Here is a 16939-nt window from a genome sequence, read left to right on the forward strand (position 1 = left end):
AGGCTGGGAGCATGCCGAGTGCTCTGGAATTCACCGACGTCGTCGTGCGCCGTGAGGGGCGCAACATCCTCGATCACGTGTCCTGGGGGGTCGATGACGACCAGCGATGGGTGATCCTCGGCCCGAACGGCGCGGGCAAGACGACACTCCTGCAGCTCGCGGACACGCTCATGCACCCGACCTCGGGGACGGTGACCGTGCTGGGGGAGACCCTGGGGCGCACCGACGTGTTCGAGGTGCGCCCGCGCATCGGCTTCGCCTCCTCGGCGATGGCCAAGCGCGTCCCCCGCGACGAGACGGTCCTCAACACCGTGCTGACCGCCGCCTACTCCGTTCTCGGACGCTGGAACGAGAACTACGAGGACATCGACGAGCGCCGCGCGCTCCGGGTTCTCGGCGACTGGCGCCTCGACCACCTGGCCGACCGCACTTTCGGAACGCTCAGCGACGGCGAGCAGAAGCGGGTCCAGATCGCGCGAGCCGTGATGACCGACCCGGAGCTCCTGCTGCTCGATGAGCCGACGGCCTCGCTCGACCTCGGCTCCCGTGAGGAGCTGCTCGCGCTCCTCAGCGGGTACGCGTCCTCGCCGACCACCCCGGCCATGCTGATGGTCACGCACCACGTCGAAGAGATCCCCGTGGGGTTCACTCACGTCATGCTGATCCGTGACGGTGCCGTCGTCGCTGCAGGCCCGATCGCCGAGACGCTCACAGCCGAGACGCTCACCGACACGTTCGGCATGCCGATCGTGCTCAGCAGCGAAGACGGCCGCTACGCCGCCCGCGCAGCAGCCTGACCAGCGTCTGATAGAATCGATCCTTGGTGCTCACTGCACCGCAGACTTCCCTCGTCCCTGGCACAATCCAGGGCAGCAACTAAGGAATCCCATGAAGACTGACATTCACCCCGAGTACAAGGCAGTCGTGTTCCGCGACCTCGGCTCGGGCGAGACGTTCCTCACCCGTTCGACCGTGACCGGCGACAAGACCATCGAACTGGACGGCGTGGAGTACCCCGTCATCGACGTCGAGATCTCGTCGGCTTCGCACCCGTTCTACACGGGCAAGCAGCGCATCATGGACTCGGCCGGCCGCGTCGAGAAGTTCAACCAGCGCTTCAAGGGCTTCGGCGGCTCGTCCAAGTAACGACTGCCATCGACGAAGGCCCCACGCTCCGCGGAGCGTGGGGCCTTCGTCGTACCCGGCGCTGCGTTTCGTGACGGGCGCTATGCCGATGCCTCAGATCTCGAGCCGGATCCGGCCGTCGTCGATCGCGTCCGGAGGATCGCCGGGTGATGGCGACGGCGCGGTCCGTTGCGTCTGACGGTCGCGCTCCATACCCGCGTCGTGCGCGGTCGGCGACCAGACGGCATCGAACGCGCCGCCGAGTCCAGCACCGCCGGTCTCGTACTTCTTCTCGATGGGGACCTTCGAGAACCCGAAGGCGATCATGACGATCGCGGCGGAGACGAGGAGCAGGAGCACACCGACCGTCACGATCACACCCACGCCCTCTTCCATGCCCTCCAGGGTAGGCGGCGGGTGGGCCGAGGGCATCCTCCTTTCGGGGGATCCTCTCAGCGGACGCGACGTCCGTGCGCCAGATCGATCAGACGCGAGAGCACCGGTCCCGAGCGCAGCCCGTTGTGCTCGTGCTCGCTCGTCTGCCAGAGCTGCACGCCCGGGAGGAGCTTCGCGGTCTCGAGCGAGAACTCGTAGGGCACGTACACGTCGTTCACGTAGACCGCCGCCGCGCCGGTCGCTCCCGACGCGGCGATCGCTGCCGCATCGTAGATCTGCGGCCACTCGAACTCGGCGAGGGCGAGGGCGACGTCGCGCCAGGGGCGGAAGGCCGGCACGGTCTCGGTCCAGTCGCGCCGGATGTGCTCGCCGGTGAAGAGCGTGGGGTCCTCGCGGAAATCGGTCGGCTCCGTGCGCTCGGCGGACCACCGGGTGGCATGCCCGTCGGCGTAGCTGGACTCGTGGAAGGCGAAGTACAGCGGGTTCCGACCGTCGAAAGGCATCGCGTGCATCAGGTCGTAGCGGAAGGCATTCGAGGAGGGATCACGCTCCAGGAGGGACCACACGGCCTGCCAGCCGTCGTCGGTGCCGAGGGCCGAGCCCATCGATCGCAACCGTGAGCGCGAGACGATCTCGCCGTCGGGAAGGACGATGTCGCCGGCATCCGCGAGATCGACCAGGCGCCGCATCGCGTCCCGGTGCTCAGGGAAGCGCCGGTAGTACCGCTCGGAGGCCGAGCGCATCTTGTCGTAGCAGAGCGCGTAGACGTCGTCGGGGTGGCGTCCGACGGCGCTCAGGCCGCCCGTGATGAACACGTCCTCGAGAGATGCCGCATCGGTCGTCAGATAGGCCAGGGTCGTGAAACCGCCGAACGACTGTCCGAGGACGCTCCAGGTGGCGGCGCCCAGGTGCTCGCGCATCGCCTCGCAGTCGCGCACGATCGCATCAGCGCGCAGATGGGTCAGGTGCTCGGCCACGGCCTCGGTCCCGCGTGCGAGATCCTGATCGCCGACCGGCGTGGAGAGCCCGGTGCCGCGCTGGTCGAGGAGCACCAGGCGATAGTGCGCGAGTGCCTCATCCAGCCAGGCCGGTGACGTCGACGAGTGGAACGGGCGCGGAGCCTCATGCCCGGGACCGCCCTGCAGGAAGACCAGGTAGGGGAGCGACTCCCCACCTTCGCGGGTGACGACGCGCGCGAAGATGTCGATCGTGCGGGTGTCGGACGGGTCGCCCCAGACCAGAGGGACGGTGAGCGTGTGCTCTTCGACGGTGAGATCCAGCAGCTGACGGATGACGGTGCTCATGTTCACATCACATTTCCGATGTAGGAGTACTTGACGAAGACCTCCGAGGCGATGCCCGACTCCTCGAGCACACCCTGCACGGCGGTCATCATGTAGTTGGAATCCCAGCCCATGTAGAGGAAGTGGGACTCGTCGAGTTCATCCCACTGCCCCTTCCAGGCCATGTCCTGGTAGATCGGTCCGCCGTGGGTGGCGCAATAGGCGAGCGCCGCCGCACGCGTATCGGTCCACGCACGTCGGAACACCCGGTTGAAGAGGTATTTGACATCCGGGACCTCCCAGCGCTCACCGCGGTACTCGACGTAGTCGAACTCCCGCTCCCATCCGGTCGGCCATCCGCGCCGGCGGACGGCGTCCAGGATCGGCGTCAGGCCGTCGTCGTCGATCTCGGGCAGCGCGGGGCGGGCCCAGATGCGGATCAGGTCGGACGTGAGCGCGACGGTGCGCTGCGTGATCGCGGCCGTGTTCCAGGTGGGGACCGCGGCAAGGTCACGCGTGGCCGGAACGGCACTGCGGGCGTATGCCTCAGACCGTTTGACGGGGAACGACGCCCCGAACACACGCTCGGTCAGCGCCTCTTCCAGCAGGGTCAGGTTGCCGAGGGTCGGAGCGAGGGCGCGGTGACTGTTCTGCTCGTCCTCGGAGTAGTCGACCCATGCCCGCTCCCCGTCACCCGACCACGCGTCGCCGGGCACGACGGGGACGATGTGCTCGATGTCGAAGGAGTCGAGGTCGTCCACGCCTTCCAGGCGTCCGAGGACGTAGGCGGGATGGGGGAGCTCGCTGTACTTCAGCACGGCGCTCACGCGCTCATCCGACGGCGTGATCCGGGCGAAGGCGCGGGCGAGCGCATCGTGACCGTCGCGGCGTGCACGGCAGAGTCGCGCGATGAGTCGCTCGGCCGGCAGATTCACCAGCGCACGTCGGAGGTACAGCGCCTGGAGCCACTCCAGCGTCTCGACGAGCTCCGACCGCTCGATGGCGCCGCGCACATGATCGCTGTAAGCGCTCATCACGAGCGGATACGAGGAGCGGCCGAATGTGTTGACGTGACGCAGCTGCTGCGCGATCTCGGGGTCCTGCTCCCGCGACGGGTCCAGCAGGATGCCGTAGATCTCGGCGTAGTGCCGCCACTCGGCGGCATCGGCCTGCAGATGGGTGACGTCGACCCGGGGGAACGACTTCCGGAACGCGCTGTACACCCCGTGCTCACCGTTCGCTGCGACCTCGCGGCCGGTGACGAGCACCAGGTAGTGCCGCCAGAAGGCCCCGATCGCCTCGCCGGTGTGACGCTCGATCGGCACCCAGAAGCGGGCCTCGACGTCGACCTGCTCGGCATGACTCAACCCCATCAGGATGTAGTTGTGGATGAGCTCGTGGTCACGCAGCGGCTCACCCGTCGAGTTCAGGCTCTCGAAGATCTGCTGGGCGTTCGCCTGCGCACCGAGGGTGATCGACACGTGCTCGAGCTTCTGCAGTCCGCGCCAGATGACCGGGACCTCTTCGACATGGATCTGACTGCGGAAGAACGCGTAGTTGTCGTCGAAGCGGGACTCCCGGTCGGTGTCACCGCGTTGATCGAGCACGACCGACTCGTACAGGTCCGCCCAGGCATCGTGCGGGCGCAGCTTCGTGCGGCCGGGGGCGTCGGAGCGCACCAGGACACGTGCGAGCTCGGCGGCCAGCGCGGAGTCGGTGTCGCGGATCGCGTGATGCAGGGCGGCCACGAGGAGCATGAGGGTGGTGATGCGCTGCTGGCCGTCGATGAGGATCAGGTCGGTCTCGCCCGTCCCGCCGTCCTGGGCGGAGAGGATGGATCCGATGAAGTGACGGTGCGCCTTGTCTTCGCGCGCGACGGCACGGATGTCGGAGAGAAGGCGTTCGCAGCCGCCGATGTCCCACCGGTATTGCCGCTGATACACGGGGACGACGATGGTGTTCGTGCCCGCCGCGAGCCATTCGATCGTGTTGACTGCCGTCGCCTCGACGTTGGTCGCGGTGCTCATGCTGGTGTGTCGTCCTCCCATTGCCATGGGTGCCGAGGACTCGCCAGGCGCCCGGATCAGTCTATTCGGTTATGCACGGCGGACCTCCGAAGGGCTCGCGGGCTTCGCTGTTAGGCTTGCCTTATCAGGGCCTGTTAAAACGTGCTGGCCCCCGATGAAAGGAACATGACTCGATCATGGGTTACATCAAGTCCGCTGCCCTCGAGGAAAAGGGATTCGTCGTCCTCGACAGCTACAACCAGGAGCTCGACCCCAAGGAATGGCTCGACATCGAGTACAACGACTGGAAGTCGTCGGGTGACACCCGCTTCGCCCCTCTCGCCAGTGCCTTCGGTGACATCGAGTGCAACGGCTTCTGGAACCACAAGCCGCCGCGCACCGACAAGGACGGCGTCTGGATCGACTCGCAGACCGAGAAGGCCCCGAACCTCACGCGTCGCGCGCAGGAGCCGGGAGCCAACGTCGGCCGCTGCCGCGTCATCGAGCTGCAGCCGACCCCGTACGGCGACTGCCTCTACAACCTGCACCAGGACGACAACAACCGTCTGAACCCGGACGGCACCGGTTGGGTCGTGCGAGGCTTCTTCAACCTGACGGACGACAAGGACAGCTACTTCGTCCTGCGCGAGAACCGCACCGACCCGAGCATCGAGTACCGCATCGCCCTGCCGGCCGGCGCGCAGCTCATCGTCGACACGCAGCGCCTGTGGCACGCGGCCACCCACAACGGCACCGAGCCCCGCTACTGCCTCATCACGTCGTGGACCTCGGGCCCCGAGCTCGACGCCTACATCGAGAAGTACAACGGCACCGACGACGTGCCCAACTACGAGGTCGACCAGGAGACGCTCGAGTTCGGCTACGCCGAGCAGGCGCGCAAGGATGCTGCTCGCGCGGCCTACTACGCGGCCAAGGGCCAGCAGGTCAAGCAGGCCATGAGCGAGGCCTGATCCCCGTCCTCAACTGAGGGGTCGCTGACCCGTCGATACGTCCGAAGGCCCCGGTCCCCGCGACCGGGGCCTTCGTCGTGGGGAATCACATGCTTGTGATTTCTGTCGAACTCGGCGAGAATGGGCGCACAACCGCATATTCTCGCCACTTCGTGGTTCAGGTCGTTGGGGAAGACGCACCTGATGAAACGGAGAGATCATGGCGACGGCTTACGCACGCGGAGTGGTGTTCATCCACTCTGCGCCTCGCGCGCTCTGCCCGCACCTGGAATGGGCGGTGGGTCGCGCTATCGGGCGTGCGGTGAACTTCGACTGGACCGAGCAGCCTGTCCTGAACGGCGCGCGACGTGCCGAGTTCTACTGGGACGGCCCCGTCGGTACCGGTGCTGCTCTCGCGACGTCCATCCGCGGGTGGGAGCACCTCCGCTTCGAGGTGACCGAGGACCCGACCCCACGCAGCGACGGCGGTCGCTGGCTGCACACACCCGACCTCGGCATCCACTACGCGCAGACAGACGCGGCCGGCAACATCGTCATCGGCGAGGACCGGATCCGCTACGCGATGGAGATCGCCGCTGGCAGCGCGGTCGAGCTCCAGCGCGAACTCGACATCGCCCTCGGCTCCGCCTGGGACGAGGAACTCGAACCGTTCCGCCACGCCAGCGACGACGCCAGAGTCGTCTGGCTCCACAAGGTCGGGTAGTCCCGACTCCACAGACCGGGAGCGGGGGAGGCGTGAGTATCGGATGCCGGTGAATCATCCCGGACGCTGAGAAGACGTATCCCCGCTTCGCACGACGAGGACCCCGCCCCGGAAACGAGGCGGGGTCCTCGTCGTGCAGGTCAGATCACCGCCGCGTGCTGCAGCTCCTCGGAACGCGCGCGGGTTCCGCCCCGCACATCGTCCCAGGCCAGCGCAAGGCGCTGCATCGCCTCTGCCGTGCGCTCCGGCGGCAGAGTGATGGGGATCCGCAGGCGGCGTTCGAGTACACCGCCCGTCGTGAAGCGGGGGCCGGGCGGCAGGATGAGCCGCCTCTCACGCGCGGCGAGTGACAGGGACGTCGAGAGCGGGGCCCCGATGTCGACCCACGCGGAGAGACCTCCCGGCGTCGGCGGCATCCGGAAACCGGGGATTCCGGCCACGCCGGCCTCGACGGACGCCCGTCCCGCGTGCAGACGTCGGCGGACGTGCGATGTCAATGCGGGCACGTCGGAGAGCAGCTCCACCGCGATGCACTGTTCCAGCAGAGCGGTTCCGAGCTCGAAGGAGGGGCGGACGGCGAGCAGACGGGCGATGATCGAGCGCTCCGCCCGGATCCAGCCGATCCGCATGCCGCCCCAGGCGATCTTCGACATCGAGCCCACGGTGATGACGTTCGGTCCACTCGCGGCCATCGGCGCCGGCGCCCACCCCCGGTCGATGTCGAGCTCCGTGGTCGTCTCGTCCACGATCAGGTGGGTGCCCACGTTGCGCGCGGTCGTCACGACGCGCGACCGCTCGTCGTCGGGGAGCGTGGCCCCGGTGGGGTTGTGGAAATCGGGGATGAGATAGGCGACGTGCGGTCGCGCGCTGAGCAACGTCTCGTTCAGGTGCCGGGTGTCCCAGCCGTCGACGTCGACGGGCGTGGGAACGAGGCGGTACCCGTGGCGGTGGAGCGCTTCGAGCGCGTGTGGGAACGTCGGCTGCTCCACGAGCGCCCTCTCGCCCCGTCGTCCGATCGCGGTGAGGATGAGGTTTACCGCGTTGAGGGCTCCCGACGTGATGATGACCTCGTCGGCAGAGGTGGGTGCTCCGCGTTCGCTGAAGCGCTGAGCGACCGCATCGCGGAGTTCGGGGAGCCCGCGCAGGGAGTAGCCGCTCGTGCCGCGCAGTGCGGCGAGGCGGGGGAGAGACCTGACCGTCGCGTCGTACAGCCCAGGGGTGGAATCCATCGAGGCGATGGACAGGTCGATGGAATCGTCGTCGGCGTCCGCACCCGGAGCGGCATGCCCGTTCGGAAGCGTGACCCTGGTGCTTCCCCCGTGCAGACGTGAGACGTAGCCGTCGGTCTCCAGCAGCCCGTATGCGCGAGTGATCGTCGAGCGCGAGCGGCGCAGCTCGAGTGCGAGGGACCGCTCGCTCGGCAGTCGCTCCCCGACCGTCAGCCGACCGTCGAGGATCAAGGCCCTTATCTGGTCCGCCAGCGCAGCCGCTGTCGCTCCCGCGACGTTGTGCGCGCCCAGCTGCTCGACGAGTCGTGATCCCATGCTTACAGCATGGCGCAAAGTGGCCTCAGGTATGCAGGCCACTTTGCCCCGAGTGGTTCGCTGCAGAGGGCGGTCCAGACGCCAGAGTGGAAGCATGCTCCCGCGCTCCGTGCTCCTCCCCATCACCGCCACCAGTCGGCGTGACCTCATCGAGCGCTCCGTGCAGCTCCTCGTCGGCCTCTTCCTCTACGGTGTCGCGCTGGGCTTCATGGTCCGAGGCGGCATCGGCGTGGCGCCGTGGGACGTGCTGGCGCTCGGTCTCGCCGGACAGACGGGGCTCGGCTACGGCACGATGACCGTCCTCGTGTCGATCGTCGTGCTGCTGCTGTGGATCCCGCTGAGACAGCGCGTGGGGTTGGGAACCGTGCTGAACGCGCTCCTGGTCGGTCCGAGCGCCGATCTCGCTCTCGCCCTGATCCCGCAGCCGGCCTCGGTCTGGATCGGTGCGCCGATGTTCGTCTTCGGGCTCCTGCTTCTGGCCTTCGCCACCGGTCTCTACATCGCCGCGGATTTCGGCCCCGGCCCCCGTGACGGCCTGATGACGGGGCTCGTCCGGCGCACCGGGTGGGCGGTGTGGATCGTGCGCACGCTGATCGAAGGCAGCGTGCTGCTCGTCGGGTTCCTGCTCGGCGGCCCGGTCGGCGTCGGAACCGTGCTCTTCGCGTTCGGTGTCGGCCCGCTGATCGGCTGGTTCCTGCCGCGCATCACGCGGATGCGGGAAGAACGCTCACGGCGGCTCGGCGCTCTGCGTTCCACCTGAGCTCCGACCGGAGCCTGGAAGCAGGAGAGGCCCTCGGGATTCCGAGGGCCTCTCTTCGTCGATCGGGACGGACGTCAGTCCGTGCCCGCGACCACCAGGACGGCGTTGTGTCCGCCGAACCCGAAGGAGTTGCTGATCGCGATCTGCGGGCCGTCGCCGAGGGGGGTGGCCTCGCCGGAGAGACGGAACGGCACCGCCGGGTCTGGCTCGGTCATGTTGATCGTCGGCGGTGCGACACGGTCGCGCAGGGCGAGGAGCGAGAAGATCGCCTCGAGTGCGCCGGTGCCGCCGAGCAGGTGCCCGGTCGATGCCTTCGTCGCGGAGACGGGGATCTCGTCGATCCGGTCGCCGAAGACCTTCTTGAGTGCGACGTACTCGTTGGGGTCGCCGACCGGCGTCGAGGTCGCGTGGGCGTTGATGTGCGTGATCTGATCGGCCGTGACACCCGCTTCCTCGAGCGCCTGCGTGACGGCACGGGCCGCGCCGTTGCCCTCGGGGTCGTTCCCGGTGATGTGGTACGCGTCGGCGGTGACGCCACCCCCGAGCACGTAGCCGTAGATCTTGGCGCCGCGGGCCTTGGCGTGCTCCTCGGTCTCGAGGATCAGCACGGCGGCACCCTCGCCCATGACGAAGCCGTCGCGGTCGATCGCGCCGGGGCGGGAGGCGTGTGCCGGGTCGTCGTTCCGACGCGACAGTGCCTGCGCGGATGCGAAGGATGCCATCGTGATGGGGTGGATCGCGGATTCGGTGCCACCGGCGATCACGACATCGGCGAGGCCGTCCTGCAGATGGTGGTACGCGTGGATGATCGACTCGGTGCTGGACGCGCACGCACTGACGACGGTCTGGGCGTAGGCGCGGGCGTGGAACTGCAGCGACAGGTTTCCGGCCGCGGCGTTCGGCATGAGCATCGGGACCGTGAGCGGCATGACCCGGCGGGGGCCCTTCTCGCGGAGGGTGTCCCAGGCATCCAGGAGAGTCCAGAGGCCGCCGATGCCGGTGGCGAAGTCGATGCCGAGGCGCTCGGGAGCGACCTCGGGGGAACCGGCATCCTCCCAGGCCTCGCGAGCAGCGATCAGGGCGAACTGCGACGAGGGGTCGAGGCGCTTGGCCTCATGCCGGGGGAGCACCTCTTCGGGGCGGACGATCGCCTCGGCGGCGAAGGTGACGGGCAGCTCGTACTGCTGGACCCAGTCGTGCTCGAGCGGGCGGGTGCCGGACATGCCGGCCAGCAGGTTCGTCCAGTTCTCCGGGGCCGTGCCGCCGATGGCGGAAGTGGCGCCGATGCCGGTGACGACGATGCGCTTGGTCATGAGGTGTGGTTCCTTGTCGAAACGAAGTCGAACGGGTGAGAAGGCAGAGCGGAGGATGCCACTCCCCGCGAGGTGCGGGGGTGGCATCCTGCCGGGATTACTCCTGGCCCGCGACGATGAAGCTGACGGCGTCGCCGACGGTCTTCAGGTTCTTGACCTCGTCGTCGGGGATGGTGACGCCGAACTTCTCCTCGGCGTTGACGACGATCGTCATCATCGAGATCGAGTCGATGTCGAGGTCGTCGGTGAACGACTTCTCCAGGGCGACCTCGGAGGCGTTGATGCCGGTCTCGTCGGTGATGAGCTCTGCGAGGCCAGCGAGGACCTCATCGTTGGTGAAAGCCATGTGGTCTTCCTCTTTCTTGCGGGTTGTATTCGGAACCGTGGAACAGTCTAGGGAAGGTCAGCGCATTCTCAGGGAAGGACGACGACCTGGGCGGCGAACACGAGACCTGCGCCGAAGCCGATCTGCAGGGCGAGTCCACCCGAGAGCTCGGGGTGCTCGGCCATCAGGCGGTGGCTGGCCAGAGGGATCGACGCCGCTGAGGTGTTGCCCGTGGTCTCGATGTCGCGGGCGATCACCGTGGTCTCCGGCAGCTTGAGCTGCTTGGCGAACTCGTCGATGATGCGCATGTTCGCCTGGTGCGGGATGAACGCGGCGATGTCGGAGGGCTCGACGCCGGCCTTGTCGAGCGCCTCGCGCGCCACCTTGGCCATCTCCCAGACCGCCCAGCGGAAGACCGTCTGGCCCTCCTGGCGAAGCGTGGGCCAGGGCGCCTCGCCATCGCGGAACTCGGTGAGTGTGGCGTTCATGCCCACGGCGTCGGCCTTCGAGCCGTCGGAGCCCCACACGGCGGGGGCGATCCCCGGCGTGTCGCTCGGGCCGATCAGTGCCGCGCCCGCGCCGTCGCCGAGGAGGAACGAGATGCTGCGGTCGGTCGGGTCGACGACATCGGACAGCTTCTCGGTGCCGATCACGAGCGCGTAGCGGGCGGCGCCGGCCTTGATCAGGGCGTCGGCCTGGGCGATCGCGTAGGCGTATCCGGCGCAGGCGGCGTTGATGTCGTAGGCCGCTGCGGGGTTTGCGCCGACGCGGTCGGCGACGATGGCCGAGACCGACGGCGTCTGCTTGGGGTTGCTGATGGTCGCCACGATCACCAGATCGACCTGGTCGGCGGGAACGCCCGACTTCTCGATGGCCTCGGCTGCCGCCGTGGTGGCGAGGTCGATCGCGTCCGTGCCCTTGTCGGCCCTGGCGCGGGTGATGATGCCGGTGCGCTGACGGATCCACTCATCGCTCGAGTCGATCGGACCGATCAGGTCGTCGTTCGGCACGGCGTTCTCTCCGCGGGCGGCGCCGTAGGAGTAGATGCGCGTGTACGCGGGACCGGTGAGCTGGGCGAGGGTGACGCTCATGCGGCTTCTCCGTTCAGCAGCGCGACGGCTGCATCGAGATCTTCGGGGGACTTCACCGCGACGGTCGGAACTCCGCGGAGGCCGCGCTTGGCGAGGCCCACCAGGGCGCCGGCGGGCGCGAGCTCGATGACGCCGGTGACGCCGGCGTCGGAGAACGACTGCATGCAGAGGTCCCACCGGACGGGGGAGGACACCTGGTCGACGAGGTAGCTGAGCGCCTGTGCGCCATCGGCGACGGAGGAGCCGTCACGGTTCGACCACAGGGTGATGTCGGGGTTCGCCGGGGTGACACCGGCGACGGCGTCACGGAGCGCGGCGACGGCCGACGCCATGTACCGGGTGTGGAAAGCCCCGGCGACCTGGAGCGGAATGACGCGCGTGCCCTTGAGCGGATCCTCCGCGAGGGCCGCGAGGGCCGGAAGCGCGCCGGCGACGACGATCTGTCTTCCGCCGTTGTAGTTCGCGGGGGAGAGGTCGAGTTCGGCGAGGCGGGCGAGGAGGGCATCCTCGTCTCCGCCGAGGACCGCGCTCATGCCGGTCTGCTCCTGCGCGGCGGCATCGGCCATCGCTCGGCCGCGGATGCCGACCAGGCGCATGCCGGTGTCGGCATCGATCACACCGCTGCCGACCAGGGCCGCGATCTCACCGACCGAGTGCCCGGCGATGCCATCGGCACGACGTCCGGCTCGCTGTGTCAGGGCGTCGCCCGCGATCAGGGACGCCGCGACGATCAGCGGCTGCGCGATGCGCGTGTCGCGGATCGTGTCGGCGTCCGACACCGTGCCGTGTTCGCGAAGATCGACCTCCGCGGCATCCGAGTAGGCGGCGAGGCGCTCGGCGACCCCGTCGAGCTCGAGCCAGGGGGCGAGGAATCCGGGGGTCTGCGAGCCCTGTCCGGGGCATACGACGACAATCACCCACCCAGTCTGCCAACGATTGCGGCAAAGCGGTGGATGATCCATCACAAGATTGCGAGAAACCCTTGTGTGTGGCGCACAGATCGTGGCGATCAGCGCTGCGGGCGGCGGAGCGGTGCGCGCCGCCGAACCTGTTCTGCGGCTCCGATGGAGCCGAGGATCAGGGCTGTCTGCAGAATGAGCGCTTCGCGGGGTCCTGTCGCGTCCCATCCGATGACTTCGCTGACGCGCTTGAGCCGATAGCGCACGGTGTTCGGGTGCACGAACAGCTCGCGTGCCGTCGCCTCGAGGGAGCGCCCGTTGTCGAGGTAGCTCCAGAGGGTGGTGACCAGGTCGGTGGAATGGGCTTGCAGGGGGCGGAAGATGCGCTCGATCAGCGTCTGCTTCGCGAGCGGATCACCGGCGAGGGCGCGCTCCGGGAGCAGATCGTCGGCCTCGACCGGGCGGGGCGCCCCTCGCCAGGCCCGGGCGACAGCGAATCCCGCGAGGGCGGCGCGTGCGCTCTGGCTCGCGTCGACCAGTGCGGCGACGGCGGGTCCGAGCACCACATAGCCGGGGCCGAACGACGGCTCGAGGCGTGTGGCGATCTCCTGGAAGCCGAGTTCCTCGTCCTCGCCCTCCTGGCCTTCGACGCGGGCACGACCGAGCACGAGCACGAGGCGTGAGCCCTGGACGCCGATGAGAACGTCGACGGCGAGCTTCCTGGCCGTCCGGCGCACGAGATCCACATCGAACTGGGGCGGCGTCGTGCCGACGAGGACAGCGACCTCGCCATGCCCGTGCCATCCGAGTGCGGCGATCCGGCTGGGGAGCTCCTCATCCGCTTCGCCCGTGAGGATCGAGTCGACGACGAGGGCTTCCAGCCGTGCGTCCCAGAGGCCGCGGGCCTCGGCGGCCCTGGCGTAGACGTCGGCGGCCGCGAAAGCGACATCGCGGGAGTAGAGGAGGATCGCCTCGCGGAGATCGTCTCCCCGCCCGGCGACCCGCTCCTCGGTGACCTCGACGGTGACACGGATGAGCTGCAGCGTCTGCTGGAGGCTGACGCTGCGCAGGAGTTCACGCGGAGCCGCGGCGAAGATGTCCGCGGCGATCCACGGGGTGGAGGTGGGGTCCTCGTACCACTGGATGAACGACGTGATGCCGGCCTGTGCCACCAGCCCGACCGCAGAGCGGCGGGCTGGTGGCATGTCGGCGTACCACGGGAGGGTGTCCTCCAGGCGCTTGATCGTCACCGAGGCGATGTCGCCGGAAATCCGGCGCAGCCAGGTGAGCGTCGCGGCCTTGTCCATGCCGGAAGGAGAGGATCCTGTCACCGAGGGCTCAGCTTTCGCCGCCTGCGTTGCCGCTGGTTCCGGCGTTCACATCGTGCAGGCTGTACTTCTGGATGGCCTGCGCTGCGAGAGAACGGTCGACGACCCCGTCTTCGGCGAGCGACTGCAGCGTGCGGACGACGATCGACGGGCCGTCGATCTTGAAGAAGCGACGTGCGGCGGCACGGGTGTCGGAGAAGCCGAAGCCGTCAGCGCCGAGGGTGGCGAAGCGGTTCGGGACCCAGGGACGGATCTGGTCCTGCACGGCGTGCATGAAGTCGCTGACGGCGACGACCGGTCCCTCGGCACCCTGCAGCTTCTGCGTCAGGTACGCGGTGCGGGGCTCTTCCTCCGGGTACAGGAAGTTGTGCTCGTCGGCGGCGAGGCCGTCGCGGCGCAGCTCGGTCCAGGAGGTGACCGACCAGACGTCGGCGATCACACCCCAGTCGTCCTTCAGCAGCTGCTGCGCCTCGAGGGCCCAGGGGAGTCCGACGCCCGACGCGAAGAGCTGGGCACGGGGGCCCTCGCCCTCGCCGACCGAGACACGGTGGATGCCGCGCACGATGCCGTCGACATCCGCGTTCTCCGGCTCGGCCGGCATCACCATCGGCTCGTTGTAGAGCGTGATGTAGTACATGACGTTCGGGTCTTCGTGGTTGCCGCCGTACATGCGCTCGAGACCGGAGCGCATGATGTGCGCGATCTCATATCCGTAGGCCGGGTCGTACGAGACCGTCGCCGGGTTGGTGGCCGCGAGCAGGTGCGAGTGACCGTCAGCATGCTGCAGGCCTTCACCCGTGAGGGTGGTGCGACCTGCGGTGGCGCCCATGATGAACCCGCGGGCCATCTGGTCGCCGGCCGCCCACTGCGCGTCACCGGTGCGCTGGAATCCGAACATCGAGTAGAAGAGGTAGATCGGGATCAGCGGCTCGCCGTGCGTGGCGTACGAGGTGCCCGCCGCAGTGAACGCCGCGAGGGCGCCTGCCTCGTTGATGCCGACGTGCACGATCTGGCCCTGCGGGCTCTCCTTGTAGGCGAGGAGGAGTTCGCGGTCGACCGACGTGTAGTGCTGGCCGTTCGGGTTGTAGATCTTCGCCGACGGGAAGTAGGCGTCCATTCCGAACGTCCGCGCCTCGTCCGGGATGATCGGGACGATGCGGTGGCCGAAGTCCTTCGAGCGCAACAGATCCTTCAGCAGACGGACGAACGCCATGGTCGTGGCGATCTCCTGCGTGCCGGAGCCCTTCTTGGGCAGGGCGTACGCGGTGTCGTCCGGCAGTGACAGGCCGACGTGCGTGGAACGGCGCTCCGGCAGGTAGCCGCCGAGAGTCTGGCGGCGTTCGAGCATGTACTGGATCGTCTCGTCCTGGGGGCCCGGGTTGTAGTACGGGGGCAGGTACGGGTTCTCCTCGAGCTGTGAATCCGTGATCGGGATGTGCATCGCGTCGCGGAACGTCTTGAGGTTGTCCAGCGTCATCTTCTTCATCTGGTGGGTCGCGTTGCGGCCCTCGAAGTGCGGACCGAGGCCGTAGCCCTTGACGGTCTTCGCGAGGATGACGGTGGGCTTGCCTTTGTGCTCGGTCGCTGCCTTGAACGCGGCGTAGACCTTGCGGTAGTCGTGGCCACCGCGCTTGAGGTTCCAGATGTCTTCGTCGGAGTAGTCCTTGACGAGGGCGGCGGCGCGCTCGTCGCGTCCGAAGAAGTGCTCGCGGACGTAGGCGCCGGACTCGGCCTTGTACGTCTGGTAGTCGCCGTCGGGAGTGACGTTCATCAGGTTGAGCAGTGCGCCCTCGGTGTCGCGGGCGAGCAGGTCGTCCCATTCGCGACCCCAGACGACCTTGATGACGTTCCAGCCCGCACCGCGGAAGAACGACTCGAGCTCCTGGATGATCTTGCCGTTGCCTCGCACAGGACCGTCGAGGCGCTGCAGGTTGCAGTTGACGATGAACGTGAGGTTGTCGAGGCCCTCGTTGGCGGCGACCTGCAGCTGGCCGCGGCTCTCGACCTCGTCCATCTCGCCGTCGCCGAGGAACGCCCAGACATGCGACTGCGAGGTGTCCTTGATGCCGCGGTTCTCGAGGTACTTGTTCGACATCGCCTGGTAGATGGCGTTGATCGGGCCGAGGCCCATCGACACGGTCGGGAACTGCCAGTACTCCGGCATCAGACGAGGGTGCGGGTACGACGGGATGCCGTTCGGGGCGTGCGACTTCTCCTGGCGGAAGCCGTCGAGCTGGTCTTCGGTCAGGCGCCCCTCGAGGAACGAACGCGCATAGGTGCCGGGGGAGGCGTGACCCTGGACGAAGATCTGGTCTGCACCTCCGGGGTTGTCCGCACCCTTGAAGAAGTGGTTGAAGCCGACCTCGTACAGAGCCGCCGACGAGGCGTAGGTGGAGATGTGACCGCCGACGCCGATACCAGGGCGCTGCGCACGGTGCACCGTGATGGCGGCGTTCCAGCGGATCCAGGCGCGGTAGCGACGCTCGACCTCTTCGTCGCCGGGGAACTCCGGCTCGTTCTCCGAGGCGATGGTGTTGATGTAGTCCGTCGTCGGGACCATCGGCACGCCCAGGTGCAGCTCCTTCGAGCGCTTGAGCAGGCTGAGCATGATCTCGCGGCCTCGGCCGTGGCCCTTGGCATCCACCAGCTCATCGAGGGACTGCTGCCACTCGCCGGTCTCCTCCGGATCGCTGTCGAGGGGGCCCTGGGAGTACGGATCCTGGTCGTGCACGGTCACGGGGGAACCTTTCGTCAAGCTGGCAGGTCTTGCCAAGGAAACGGGAAGCGACACGGGCAGCCTTGTCAGCTGTGCACAACGCGCGCCGCCATCAGCCTATCCCTCTTCCACGACACGGGTGCGCAACGGGTGGCCGATAGACTGACGGCACCAGGGCCTTTAGCTCAGCTGGTAGAGCGCCACGTTTACACCGTGGATGTCGTCGGTTCGATCCCGGCAGGGCCCACCTAGAAAGCAGTGGCATCGACCGGAAGCAATCGGGGCTGTGAAACGGTGCGCGGCCCCCCGGCGGCCCCCGAGCTAGCGGTCCGCTTCGGCGCGCTTCGCGAGGGCATCAGGCGGATGATCCTTGATCAGCGTTGCTGGTTCGACCTAGCGGGCGTATTTCGGCGCCTGGGGTTATTGGCGTGATTTGGTTCAAGACCGATAGGCCCGCGACGCAGTCGCTTTCGAGCGAG

15 protein-coding genes and 1 tRNA gene are annotated in these 16939 nt (G+C 68.0%); 6 read left to right on the forward strand and 10 right to left on the reverse strand.

Annotated elements, in window-relative coordinates:
• Positions 1-11: 11 nt before the first annotated feature.
• The gene (locus CQ042_RS08680) at positions 12-797 is read left to right on the forward strand and encodes an ABC transporter ATP-binding protein (protein ID WP_105670082.1); all 786 of its coding nucleotides are present in this window, start codon (positions 12-14) and stop codon (positions 795-797) included.
• A gap of 91 nt (positions 798-888) precedes the next feature.
• Entirely contained in the window at positions 889-1146 is a 258-nt protein-coding gene (locus CQ042_RS08685; RefSeq protein ID WP_028501712.1) for a type B 50S ribosomal protein L31, read from the forward strand.
• 93 nt (positions 1147-1239) lie between these two features.
• On the opposite strand, the gene CQ042_RS08690 is transcribed toward CQ042_RS08685, so the two are convergent.
• The 3 genes from CQ042_RS08690 to CQ042_RS08700 are packed head-to-tail and all read right to left on the reverse strand — an operon-like array spanning position 1240 to position 4831.
• A complete protein-coding gene (locus tag CQ042_RS08690) occupies positions 1240-1521 on the reverse strand; it encodes a hypothetical protein (RefSeq protein WP_105670083.1) in 282 nt (93 codons plus the stop codon).
• Positions 1522-1577: 56 nt separating this feature from the next.
• Entirely contained in the window at positions 1578-2831 is a 1254-nt protein-coding gene (locus tag CQ042_RS08695; RefSeq protein WP_105670084.1) for an alpha/beta fold hydrolase, read from the reverse strand.
• Positions 2828-4831, reverse strand: coding sequence for a DUF262 domain-containing protein (locus tag CQ042_RS08700; RefSeq protein ID WP_105670085.1), 2004 nt, complete (start codon positions 4829-4831; stop codon positions 2828-2830). The genes CQ042_RS08695 and CQ042_RS08700 overlap by 4 nt, the downstream gene beginning before the upstream one ends.
• A gap of 176 nt (positions 4832-5007) precedes the next feature.
• Between CQ042_RS08700 and CQ042_RS08705 the strand changes: the two genes are divergently transcribed.
• Together CQ042_RS08705 and CQ042_RS08710 are read left to right on the forward strand one after the other, a co-directional pair.
• Complete coding sequence (locus CQ042_RS08705) at positions 5008-5781, forward strand: hypothetical protein (RefSeq protein WP_105670086.1); 774 nt, start codon at positions 5008-5010, stop codon at positions 5779-5781.
• 199 nt (positions 5782-5980) lie between these two features.
• Positions 5981-6484 (forward strand): DUF3145 domain-containing protein, encoded by a 504-nt coding sequence (locus CQ042_RS08710; protein ID WP_028501717.1) that lies wholly within the window; start codon positions 5981-5983, stop codon positions 6482-6484.
• 140 nt (positions 6485-6624) lie between these two features.
• On the opposite strand, the gene CQ042_RS08715 is transcribed toward CQ042_RS08710, so the two are convergent.
• Positions 6625-8028: a PLP-dependent aminotransferase family protein gene (locus CQ042_RS08715; RefSeq protein ID WP_105670087.1), complete on the reverse strand. Its 1404-nt coding sequence runs from the start codon at positions 8026-8028 to the stop codon at positions 6625-6627.
• Positions 8029-8122: 94 nt separating this feature from the next.
• Here CQ042_RS08715 and CQ042_RS08720 point away from each other — a divergent pair, with 94 nt between their 5' ends.
• Positions 8123-8788 carry a YitT family protein gene (locus tag CQ042_RS08720; protein WP_105670088.1) on the forward strand — a complete coding sequence of 222 codons (666 nt, stop codon included), beginning with the start codon at positions 8123-8125 and terminating at the stop codon, positions 8786-8788.
• Positions 8789-8862: 74 nt separating this feature from the next.
• Here the strand turns inward: CQ042_RS08720 and CQ042_RS08725 are convergent, their stop codons facing one another.
• From CQ042_RS08725 to aceE, 6 genes are all read right to left on the reverse strand, one after another.
• A complete protein-coding gene (locus CQ042_RS08725) occupies positions 8863-10101 on the reverse strand; it encodes a beta-ketoacyl synthase (RefSeq protein ID WP_105670089.1) in 1239 nt (412 codons plus the stop codon).
• A gap of 97 nt (positions 10102-10198) precedes the next feature.
• Entirely contained in the window at positions 10199-10447 is a 249-nt protein-coding gene (locus CQ042_RS08730; protein ID WP_017830435.1) for an acyl carrier protein, read from the reverse strand.
• Between the two features lie 68 nt (positions 10448-10515).
• Positions 10516-11517 carry a beta-ketoacyl-ACP synthase III gene (locus CQ042_RS08735; protein WP_105670090.1) on the reverse strand — a complete coding sequence of 334 codons (1002 nt, stop codon included), beginning with the start codon at positions 11515-11517 and terminating at the stop codon, positions 10516-10518.
• Entirely contained in the window at positions 11514-12434 is a 921-nt protein-coding gene (locus tag CQ042_RS08740) for an ACP S-malonyltransferase (protein WP_105670091.1), read from the reverse strand. The genes CQ042_RS08735 and CQ042_RS08740 overlap by 4 nt, the downstream gene beginning before the upstream one ends.
• Positions 12435-12526: 92 nt before the next feature.
• Entirely contained in the window at positions 12527-13723 is a 1197-nt protein-coding gene (locus CQ042_RS08745; RefSeq protein WP_105670092.1) for a CdaR family transcriptional regulator, read from the reverse strand.
• 31 nt (positions 13724-13754) lie between these two features.
• Positions 13755-16481, reverse strand: a complete 2727-nt coding sequence (gene aceE / locus CQ042_RS08750) for a pyruvate dehydrogenase (acetyl-transferring), homodimeric type (RefSeq protein WP_105670093.1) — start codon at positions 16479-16481, stop codon at positions 13755-13757.
• A 153-nt stretch (positions 16482-16634) separates the two neighbouring features.
• Between aceE and CQ042_RS08755 the strand changes: the two genes are divergently transcribed.
• Positions 16635-16707: transfer RNA gene (locus CQ042_RS08755), tRNA-Val, on the forward strand.
• Positions 16708-16939: the final 232 nt, after the last annotated feature.

It is taken from the genome of Microbacterium sp. MYb62 (assembly GCF_002979475.1).
In the GTDB taxonomy this organism is placed as follows: Bacteria; Actinomycetota; Actinomycetes; order Actinomycetales; family Microbacteriaceae; genus Microbacterium.

What these genes read in the sequence shown, in the direction of transcription:
- CQ042_RS08680 (WP_105670082.1), top strand. Translation starts at nt 12, where the DNA reads ATGCCGAGTGCTCTGGAATTCACCGACGTCGTCGTGCGCCGTGAGGGG.
- CQ042_RS08685 (WP_028501712.1), top strand. Translation starts at nt 889, where the DNA reads ATGAAGACTGACATTCACCCCGAGTACAAGGCAGTCGTGTTCCGCGAC.
- CQ042_RS08690 (WP_105670083.1), bottom strand. Translation starts at nt 1,521, where the DNA reads ATGGAAGAGGGCGTGGGTGTGATCGTGACGGTCGGTGTGCTCCTGCTC.
- CQ042_RS08700 (WP_105670085.1), bottom strand. Translation starts at nt 4,831, where the DNA reads ATGAGCACCGCGACCAACGTCGAGGCGACGGCAGTCAACACGATCGAA.
- CQ042_RS08705 (WP_105670086.1), top strand. Translation starts at nt 5,008, where the DNA reads ATGGGTTACATCAAGTCCGCTGCCCTCGAGGAAAAGGGATTCGTCGTC.
- CQ042_RS08710 (WP_028501717.1), top strand. Translation starts at nt 5,981, where the DNA reads ATGGCGACGGCTTACGCACGCGGAGTGGTGTTCATCCACTCTGCGCCT.
- CQ042_RS08715 (WP_105670087.1), bottom strand. Translation starts at nt 8,028, where the DNA reads ATGGGATCACGACTCGTCGAGCAGCTGGGCGCGCACAACGTCGCGGGA.
- CQ042_RS08720 (WP_105670088.1), top strand. Translation starts at nt 8,123, where the DNA reads ATGCTCCCGCGCTCCGTGCTCCTCCCCATCACCGCCACCAGTCGGCGT.
- CQ042_RS08725 (WP_105670089.1), bottom strand. Translation starts at nt 10,101, where the DNA reads ATGACCAAGCGCATCGTCGTCACCGGCATCGGCGCCACTTCCGCCATC.
- CQ042_RS08730 (WP_017830435.1), bottom strand. Translation starts at nt 10,447, where the DNA reads ATGGCTTTCACCAACGATGAGGTCCTCGCTGGCCTCGCAGAGCTCATC.
- CQ042_RS08735 (WP_105670090.1), bottom strand. Translation starts at nt 11,517, where the DNA reads ATGAGCGTCACCCTCGCCCAGCTCACCGGTCCCGCGTACACGCGCATC.
- CQ042_RS08745 (WP_105670092.1), bottom strand. Translation starts at nt 13,723, where the DNA reads ATGGACAAGGCCGCGACGCTCACCTGGCTGCGCCGGATTTCCGGCGAC.